The 9,564-nt window shown below is 51.1% G+C and carries 6 protein-coding genes; 5 read left to right on the top strand and 1 reads right to left on the bottom strand.

The features are described 5' to 3' along the window. Window positions 1–665 precede the first annotated feature (665 nt). The 5 genes from MXE41_RS11570 (at window position 666) to MXE41_RS11590 (ending at window position 8,115) form a co-directional block, all read left to right on the top strand. Window positions 666–2,165: a FliH/SctL family protein gene (locus tag MXE41_RS11570; RefSeq protein WP_247100596.1), complete on the top strand. Its 1,500-nt coding sequence runs from the start codon at window positions 666–668 to the stop codon at window positions 2,163–2,165. Window positions 2,166–2,893: 728 nt separating this feature from the next. Then, entirely contained in the window at window positions 2,894–4,357 is a 1,464-nt protein-coding gene (gene fliI / locus MXE41_RS11575) for a flagellar protein export ATPase FliI (protein ID WP_246976829.1), read from the top strand. 460 nt (window positions 4,358–4,817) lie between these two features. Further along, window positions 4,818–5,273, top strand: coding sequence for a flagellar export protein FliJ (gene fliJ, locus MXE41_RS11580; protein WP_246976832.1), 456 nt, complete (start codon window positions 4,818–4,820; stop codon window positions 5,271–5,273). A 643-nt stretch (window positions 5,274–5,916) separates the two neighbouring features. Beyond that, on the top strand, window positions 5,917–6,540 hold the full coding sequence (gene yfcE, locus MXE41_RS11585; protein WP_247100597.1) for a phosphodiesterase: 624 nt from the start codon (window positions 5,917–5,919) through the stop codon (window positions 6,538–6,540). A gap of 306 nt (window positions 6,541–6,846) precedes the next feature. Continuing rightward, window positions 6,847–8,115 (top strand): DNA cytosine methyltransferase, encoded by a 1,269-nt coding sequence (locus tag MXE41_RS11590; protein ID WP_247100600.1) that lies wholly within the window; start codon window positions 6,847–6,849, stop codon window positions 8,113–8,115. A 247-nt stretch (window positions 8,116–8,362) separates the two neighbouring features. On the opposite strand, the gene MXE41_RS11595 is transcribed toward MXE41_RS11590, so the two are convergent. Then, window positions 8,363–8,788 (bottom strand): hypothetical protein, encoded by a 426-nt coding sequence (locus MXE41_RS11595; protein ID WP_247100598.1) that lies wholly within the window; start codon window positions 8,786–8,788, stop codon window positions 8,363–8,365. Window positions 8,789–9,564 lie beyond the last annotated feature (776 nt).

Genomic DNA, 9,564 nt, shown 5'->3' on the forward strand with positions numbered 1-9,564 from the left:
GCCCTGAGGTATTATCCTCGGTATATGGCGGTGATTGAGATAACAGCGCATCCTGTGTAGCGAGTTGCAAGTGTAAGTCTCCCTGTACAGACGGCGCATCCCTGGTGGCAAGCGGTGACTGTGATGACCCCAGCCAGCACGGGGATCACAGGTAACAGGCAGTGTCTGCGATGAGGCATGCCCAGAGGGGGCTATATCGGGGAGCAGGGGCAATGGTAATGACAGCCTGCTAAGAGTTCAGGTACCAGGGGCAGCATTCAGGCACGCAATTGAGTGCCAGGGCCTGGTAAGACTTTTGTGCTCAGTCCTGCAGCTAATGTGTGAAAAACGATATTGCGCAGGGCAAATTATTGCGGACACGGTTTTTTGACGGTGCGCCGACACTCTGACATAAGAGGGAACCGGTCTGTCCATATAGTGTGGTATGAGTTACAAATCATAGTGACAAAGAGCTTAAACAGGCTATTTGTTCAATGTTTTTGAACTTGGCCCATCTGTTGCAAAAGAAAGCTGAAGCAATGCCGCAACAAGACGGTAAACCGGCTTATCCGTGCACTGCCTTTCCTCATTTTTACCTGATGGTACCCTGTGATTCTTTAGCTGCAGGCGTCCATACGGTGGCCGTACATTATGCTCCGCATAATGGTTTTAGGAGTTTTCTGGACATGTCTATCCCAAGTCACGATCATGCTTTTTCCAGCATGAACGCCAAGATCGATCCTAATCGAGTTGTAGCCTCGATTAAGGATGAAGTTCGCTCTCCTGAGTACAAGGAGGTCACCGTGGTTCAGGGTGACGCTGCGGACGTCTTTACTCCAATGCAGTGGCCGCTGTTTGATGACGGCAAGCCAGTAACCACCAATGCCATGGGCTATGAGGTGGGCGGTTACTTCCGCCGTCACCAGGAAGCTCTTCGTATGGCCAAGGCTGAGGCAGATCGTCAGGCAGAAGAAGAGCGTCTGGCTGCAGAGCGTGCTGCCATTGCTCATGCACAGGAAGAGGTTAAGGAAGAATCCCCATCAGTTTCGGTTGAGGAACTCGAGGCTATCCGTAATGCTGCCCGCAGTGAAGGCTATACTGAAGGTTTAAGTCAGGGCCATGAGGAAGGCTACCAGAAGGGTGTAGAGCAGGGTAAGGTTGACGGCTTTACTCAGGGTGAGCAGGAAGGCAAAGATGCCGGTTATCAGGACGGCTTCAAGGTAGGCCGTGAAGAGGGCTATGCCCAGGGACAGGCCGCAGGTATTGCTGCAGGAAGTGATATTGTTACTACCCAGGCTGACCGTTTCCGTCATCTTGCTGACATGCTGGCCAATCCAATCCGTGAAATGGATGAGAAGGTTACAGACGAGGTTGTTTACATCATCTCCCGTCTTGCCAAGGTCGTATTAAAGCGAGAGCTCAAGGGTGATGTTGAGTTCTTAAAGAGTGGTATTGAGCGCTGCTACAGCCTGCTGCCTGAAGCAAAGCAGGGCGCCGAGATTCTGCTCAACGAAAATGATTATGCTCTGATGGTTGCTGCCATTGGCAATGATTACATGCGCTCTCAGGGATGGGACTTAAAGCCATCCGAAGAGATTGAAGAGGGCGATATTGTTGTCAATACCCGTTCAAGCTCAGTACAGTGGCGTGTGAACGATCGTATCGATGCTCTGATAAGCGACTTCCTTAGCGGCTCTGCAGATGCTGTTTCATCTGCCCGAAAGGAAGTTATTGATGGTGCCCCTGACTACGATGAGGTACCTAAGAAGCCAATTATTCCACCTCGCGATCTCATGAACATGTCTGATCGCATTGCCCAGAACATGGCCCAGATGGCTCCACGTCCTCAGTTTGCCAATGAGGCTGAGCGCACTCTGGCTGCTGCCATGGGACAGGACGTAGGTGATGATATGGCTGATCCGGATGCAGCCGAGATGAAAGATGCAGCCATGCTTGATGAGTCCAATGCCGCTATTCAGGCTCAGGCTCAGGCACGTGCTGAAGCGGCTGCCCAGGCTATGGCCCCAATGTCCACCCCAAGCCACAGCTATGATGGCAATATCCTGAGCCCTGAGGAGCAGGATGCCATTCATGAGGCAGCCATGGAGCAGATGCCAGGTGAGGATGACATGATGGACGAACAGGTTCAGATTGACACCATTCCACCAGGTCAGATGCAGGGCTGATCCAGTAATATTCAGGCGAATAAATCAGGTCCACCATCAGCCAGTAATCCCTGAGTAAAAGCAGGGCCTGGCTTAAAACATAAAGAATTCATACGCCAAGGCGTGGCCGGCTTTGATCAAGCTTACGCCACGCCTTTTGCTTTACTGGCCCTGCCAGTCTGTCTCCTGTCTCATTGTGCCCATGAGCCCAACTGGGACATGCGCACAGTGGATACCTGTATCCATTTGCCCTGTTCAGTTTTCGCCGGTGTCATGCATGGGCTGCATGCAGGGGCACGGCAGGACCTCTCATGGTAAAGTGCCGCACTGCAAGGTAATGTACCGCACCGCAAGGTAAAGTACGGCACCGCAAGGTAACGTAACGCACCGCAAGGTAAAGTACGGCACCGCAAGGTAACGTAACGCACCGCAAGGTAAAGTACGGCACCGCAAGGTAACGTACCGCACCGCAAGGTAACGTACAGCACAGTAAGTCTGGCCCAATCCCTGCAGCTTTTTCCTCCATAAGCCTGGTAAGGCCTTTATTGCGGTAAAATATCTGACTTACAGCATCAGGCCATCAGTGCTGCCATGTAACCCCGCCAAAGCGTGCAATCATGCATATGCATGAAGTCATCATCATGAAGTCCTCTTCATGCATGCAGGCTTCCACGTCATGCATGACATGCATTGCATACAGGCCCGGAGTACCTGCAGGAAGCTTCCTGAGTAACAGAAGGTTTTTTTCGATGAACAATCTCTTATCCCGCCTCAAGGCTATTGAACTGCCAGAATCAGAGAGCTCTCCTCAGGTAGTAGGAAAACTTACCCGTGTAGTAGGTCTTACTCTGGAGGCTGTGGGTCTTAAGGTTGCCGTAGGTGACCGCTGCCGAATTGAGCTTGCCAATGGCGATATGGAAGCAGAAGTTGTGGGCTTTGCCGGCGAAACCATTTACCTCATGCCTACCGAAAAGGTAGAGGGTGTTACTCCAGGTGCTGCCGTTTATCCTATTACCTCAATGAGAGAGTTCCCATACGGTACTCATCTGCTGGGCCGTGTTATCGACGGTATGGGTAATCCTATTGACGGACTTGGTCCTCTGGCCAAAGGCAATGCTGCCCAGTGGACAGCATCCCGCCTCAATCCTATGGCACGTCGTCCAATTCGCCAGAGTCTTGATACTGGTATCCGTGCCATCAACGCCCTGTTAACCGTAGGTCAGGGCCAGCGTATGGGTCTGTTTGCAGGTTCTGGTGTTGGTAAGTCTGTGCTTCTGGGTATGATGACCCGTGGTACCAATGCTGATATCGTTGTTGTAGGTCTGGTTGGTGAGCGTGGTCGTGAGGTAAAGGAGTTCATTGAGGACATTCTTGGTGATGAGGGCCGTGCCCGCTCCATCGTGGTAGCCGCTCCCGCTGACGCCTCTCCTCTGATGCGTCTTAAGGGCTGTGAGACCACTCTGTCCATTGCCGAATACTTCCGCGATCAGGGCTACAACGTACTGATGCTGCTTGACTCCCTGACCCGTTATGCCATGGCTCAGCGTGAAATTGCACTTGCCGTAGGTGAGCCGCCAGCTACCAAGGGTTATCCGCCATCAGTATTTGCCAAGCTCCCTGCTCTGGTAGAGCGTGCTGGTAACGGTGCTGAGGGTCAGGGTTCCATTACTGCATTCTTTACCGTGCTGGTAGAAGGTGACGACCTTCAGGATCCAATTGCTGACTCGGCTCGAGCCATTCTTGACGGTCACATCGTGCTTTCACGTGAGCTTGCTGATTCAGGTCACTATCCTGCCATTGACGTTGAAAAGTCCATTTCCCGTGTTATGCCGGCCGTAGTAACTGAAGAGCACATGGTCATGGCTCGTACTATCCGTCAGTGCCTTGCCCAGTACAATCAGAATCGTGAACTCATCTCCATTGGTGCCTATCAACGTGGCTCCGATGCCCGTATTGACCAGGCTCTGATGATTAAGCCATATATCGATGAGTTTACCCAGCAGGGCATGCGTGAGGTTATTCCTTTCTCAGACAGTCTTGATGGACTGCGCAAGCTGTCCATGATTCTTATTGATGACGCCAAAAATAAGGTCAACAACATGCAAAATGCCCGCATGATGCCACCACCAGCCCGTCAGCAGCCTCAGCCAGGCGGCGGTCAGGTAGCAGCCCGCATGTCTCTGACCCCACGCAACGGCCAGCCTCAGCAGTAAATCCGGTAAATCAGCGCCTGTCCACAGTAACAGACAACGCGAGATCCGAAGCTGCAGCCACAGCCACCGTTGCAGCAGCTGAAACCAAAGCCACCGCTGCCGAAGCTGAAGCTGCAGCTTCCATTGCTGAAGCTGCAGCTGCACCCACATTGGCGATGCTGCAGCCACAGCCATAGCCACAGACCTGACAGCATCTACTGCCAAACCAGCATAACTGCCTTGTTACCAGGCTCTGGCATTATCAGCATGGACGCCTGGCCCGTATCAACAGTCCCCATAACCTAATCAGATATGGGGATTTGTTTTTCTGGCTTAAAAGTTGCTCAATCAGTTTATCAGCAGCATCTGTGTCAGAACTTTGATAGATATAGCAATGCGACGCATGCGGTAAATATCGCTTTTCTGACCTCACGTGAGCTGTTAGAATCATGTTAATGCTTTTACATCGGAGAATTGGTCAATGGCCGGAGACAGAGCTTTATCACTGGTACGTGACAAGCGTCAGAGGGACGAGGAGAAGTCTCTTGAGGACTGGGTATTCTGCCGTAATCAGGTCACCAATTACGAAGCTCAGATCAAGCAGGTGGAGGAGTTCCGCCTGAGCTATATCGCCGAGATGCAGAATGAGGGCCGTCAGGGCCTGACCGGTACCAAGATTCTGGCTTATCAGGCCTTTATTGAGAAGCTGGACAATATTGCTCTCAAGCAGCGTCAGGAGCTTGAGCGTCTCAAGATGCTTACTGAGCAGAAGCGCCAGATTTATCTGACCCGCCAGAAAGAGCGCAAGATCATCGAAACCCTTATCGAAAAGCAGCAGCAAAAGCGCCTCAAGGAAGAGCAGCGCCGCGAGCAGAAGCTGCTTGATGAGTTTGTGGTCTCAAGCTACAGCCGTCGTCAGCAGTCTTCGCTGGGCTAAATGCAGTAGATTTCCCGTAACTGTTCGGACAGTCAGGCTTTCAGCCTGCGTCTATTATTAATTCAGAGGCACCGCAAGGTGCCTCTGATGTATCTGCTTCATACAAAAGGCCTGAGCGCCCCATTACATCTTACAGGTTAAGGGATCAGTGACCCTCACATACACGGACCAGCGGCTCTGAGACCACCAATGATCCGGGCCCATGAGCCCCTGAGCTACCGATATTCAGAGTCTATGAGGCCCTCCGTGTCCCGAGCCTGTGACCCTCAGAGCCCCCGAGCCACTGAGGTCAGGTTGTCCTGATGTTCTGAAGGTTCTTATGCCCCGGGGCCATTAGGCGTTGACGATCGCTGCCCTGAATTCCATGACGTCCTGAAAGTCACCTTTATTATCAGGTCACATATGAGTCCTTGCCATAAGGACCTGCGGATAAGCATTAATTAAGCATCAAATCGCCCTGTACGCAGCTGGCGTGTACCGGCCGATTTTCGCGAATCATGCTCAAAGGGACAGGCTGGAATTGTGAGATAATCGCATGGCTGGCATGCCCGGAACATGAAATGAGCCTGATTGAGTATCAGAGCTTCCTGATGATTGACACCGGAGTATCCAGGTACATAAATCAGACAAGGAAGGTGAAATAATGCGCTACCTCGTACTTACTGACATCCACGGTGCAGCCGGAGTGCTTTCCAATGCACTCAAGTATTTTGATCAGTACTCCTGTGATTACCTGGTCCTGCTGGGCGACCTGCTCAACCACGGTCCTCGCAACATCATCACCGAGACCTACGATCCACCAAAGGCTATTGAGCTGCTCAACACCATGGGCTCAAAGATCATAAGCGTTCGTGGAAACTGCGATGGTGAGGTTGATTCCATGATGTTCAAATTCCAGTGCAATGCTCCTTACGCCAACATCATCGTCTCTGATCCATCAGGTCCTGATGCCACTGGCCGTACCAGATCACAGCGTATTTTTCTTACTCATGGTCATCTGCACAAGATTGATGCCGAAGACCTTGCCACTGCAGACGAAATGCGCGACAGTCTCGGACTCAAGTCTGGCGACATTGTGCTTAGCGGTCATACCCACGTAGCCGGTGTTTTCCCTAAAAAGAACGGTCTTATCAACATCAACCCGGGCTCTCCAACCCTGCCAAAGGGCGGCACAAAGGCCGGCTTTGGACTGATCCTTGAGGATCGAATGGAAATCAGGGATATGGATGACAACCTGGTTGATACCTATATGTTTAAATTCGTCTGATAAACGGGCCTCAAGGCTCTGATGTCAGCATACAAAGGTCCAGAGCCCGCCGGTTCTGGACCATTTTTTTAAGGCACAGCAATGAAGTCAGGCTCAACGCATCAATCATCGACGGCTGTTTCTCATGCATCAGCATCAGCTCCAGCCCTCGTATCAGCATCTTCAGCTGGTCCAACCATCGCATTAGCCTCTTCAACTGGTCATTGCCTCGCATCGGCCTCTACAGCTGGTGCTGCCCCCGCATCGGTTTCTAAAGCTACTCCAGCCAACGCTTTCATGCCGGCGTCTGCTCATGCCAACGCTTTCATGCCGGCGTCTGCTCCAGCATCTGCATGCGGGCTCAAATCCGCAACTGCAGCATCAGGGAGTACAGATAAGGCAGCCCCATTAGCATTGCGATCTCTGGAACTGTTCTGTGGTGCTGGTGGTCTGGCTTTGGGCCTTGGGCAGGCTGGATTTGCGCATGAGGGATTGTTTGAGCGCGACTCTGATTGCTGCAGAAATATTGCAGACAATATACAAAGGGGGTGCCCGCTGACGGAAAACTGGAAGATCTTCAGACGTGATGTCCGTGAGATTGACTGGCTGGAGATGGGGTTCAAGGCCGGTGAGCTGGCACTGATATCGGGCGGGCCACCGTGTCAGCCTTTTTCAGTTGGCGGAAGGGCAAAGGCCTGCGATGATGCAAGGGATATGTTTCCTGAAGCAGTCCGGGCGGTAAGGCAGCTTCAGCCTCAGGCTTTTGTCTTTGAAAATGTGCAGGGACTGCTTCGGCCTGCTTTTGCCTCTTATTTCAAATATATTCTGCTCCAGCTCACATGGCCGTCACTGGTACGTAAGCCAGATCAGAACTGGGAGCAGCACCTTCATGATCTTAAGGCACATGATGAGGGCAGCCACGGCTCAGCTGAGTATCAGGTTGCATATCGTTTGTACAATGCTGCAGATTTCGGAGTGCCACAGGTAAGACAACGCGTCTTTATTACCGGAATAAGAGCAGACCTGAATATGGCCCCTGAGCTTCCTGAACCAACTCATGCAAAAGAAGCACTGCTCTACAGCAAGTGGGGTGATGGCAGTTACTGGCAGCGTCATGGACTTAAGAAACCGACTGTCTGTGATATCAATATTATGGCTCTCAACAAGGTAAGCAGATTTGTTCAGGATAACCCTCACATCAAGCCATGGTGTACTGTGCGTGATGGCATAGGAGATCTGCCATGTCCGCTGTCTCCAGAGGCTGCAGCCTGTAACAGCCATGAGTTCCGTGCCGGTGCCAGAGCATATGCCGGTCATACCGGTTCTCTGCCTGATGCCCCATCTAAGACCATCAAGGCTGGTGTCCATGGTGTTCCTGGCGGGGAAAACATGATTACTCTTGATGATGGCAGTCTGCGCTACTTTACTGTAAGAGAAAGTGCCCGCATCCAGACATTCCCTGATGATTATCACTTCCACTCATCATGGACAGAAAGCATGCGCCAGATAGGCAATGCCGTTCCTGTAATGCTTGCTGCTGCGGTAGGACGCACGATCTTCTCGGTGCTGTCCAGAGCAGACAGATCTCATAGCTGACAGTAAACCGGCCGGGTCTGTACAGGTAAAAGAGGATGAGTTTCTGTGCACTAAGGGGGCAGTAAGGTAAGAGCAGCTGAGTATTCTTAAGTCAGGCAGTTGAGAGACTTGAGCCTGTACAGGATGCAACTGGGCTGATCACCGCAGGGACTCTTACGACAATCACAGCACTTATATGCGTGTACAAGAGAAAAAGGGCTCTGCGTCTATGACAGCAGAGCCCTTTTTCGTGATGGCATATGCCTGCTTATGGCCTTGCCTGCTCCTTTAGTTCAGCAATACGCTCTTTGGTATTTGCTATGTGCTCGTTGAGAACCTTCTGGCAGTCTAGCAAAAAGGCATTGAACTCTTTGAGTTTTGCTGTGTCCTTAGCTGGAATTGACTTGAGATACTCAGCCATTTTGTCTGTGTTCTGGCAGCGCTCATAAGTTGCAGGCAGAGAAATATCAAAGGCAGCACCGTCAAGAGCTTTGCCTTTACCACTTACAGATCCGTTGTGGCCTTCAGTTTGTGCACTCTGTTGATCCGTGGAGACAGCTGCCGTACCAGTGTCAGCAGCGGTGGATTTGAAATTTTCCTGTCCGCCCTGAGCATGGGCACTTATTGGCAGGATGGTCAGCATGGTAAGTGCAGCAGCTGAGGCTGCGCGTGCAAGAGCCTTGTTCAGTGGCATGATGGTCTCCGGAAACTTAGTAATATCGCGATTATACCCGCCTTTTACCTGGCTTAAAGACGGAAACCTTAATTCAGGATCATCAGCTGCACAAGCATCAGTTGAACCGGCATTACCAGCTTAGGAGCACCAGCACCAGCATCAGCTGAACCGGCAGCACCTGTACCGCAACCGGCCGGGTCATCAGCTGCTGCATGCAGCAGCGGCGGTCAGCCGCGTCAGCGGCTGTGCCGCCGCAGTTAAAGACAGGCTGAATATGGCGGGTAAGCCCTGTTGCAATGAGGGCATGCATAGACACAAAGCTACTGAAAGGTGTGTCATGCAGCAGGGTTATGGATGTTGGGTAAAGGAAATCTGCAACTCTTTTAATAGAAATGTATGAGCTGTGTTGGACAGTTATGGTTTCAAAGCCATATTCTTAATATGAGATGCAGATCAAATTTAAAAAAGATCATAAGATTTTAAACGAATAAAACATGATATACATCACGTTTTAACATTATCATGTTGGATAGACTGTAAGTCCGCGCTCAAATTTTTTAAAAAAAGTGTTGACGCGGTGATGAAAATCATTAAAATACGTTTCCGCTGTGACGCACTGAGCAAACAGCTGCAAAGGCCAAGCGCCTCCAAGTTCTTTAAAAATCAGGTACAGACAATCTGTGTGGGTTCTTTAAGTTAAGAACTTTGAGTTTTGCCAACAAACTGGCAACTGGTTACAGTTGCACTTCAAACGAATCATTAAAGTGAAGAGTTTGATCATGGCTCAGATTGAA

This window comes from Anaerobiospirillum sp. NML120449 (genome assembly GCF_023051105.1).
Lineage (GTDB): Bacteria > Pseudomonadota > Gammaproteobacteria > Enterobacterales > Succinivibrionaceae > Anaerobiospirillum.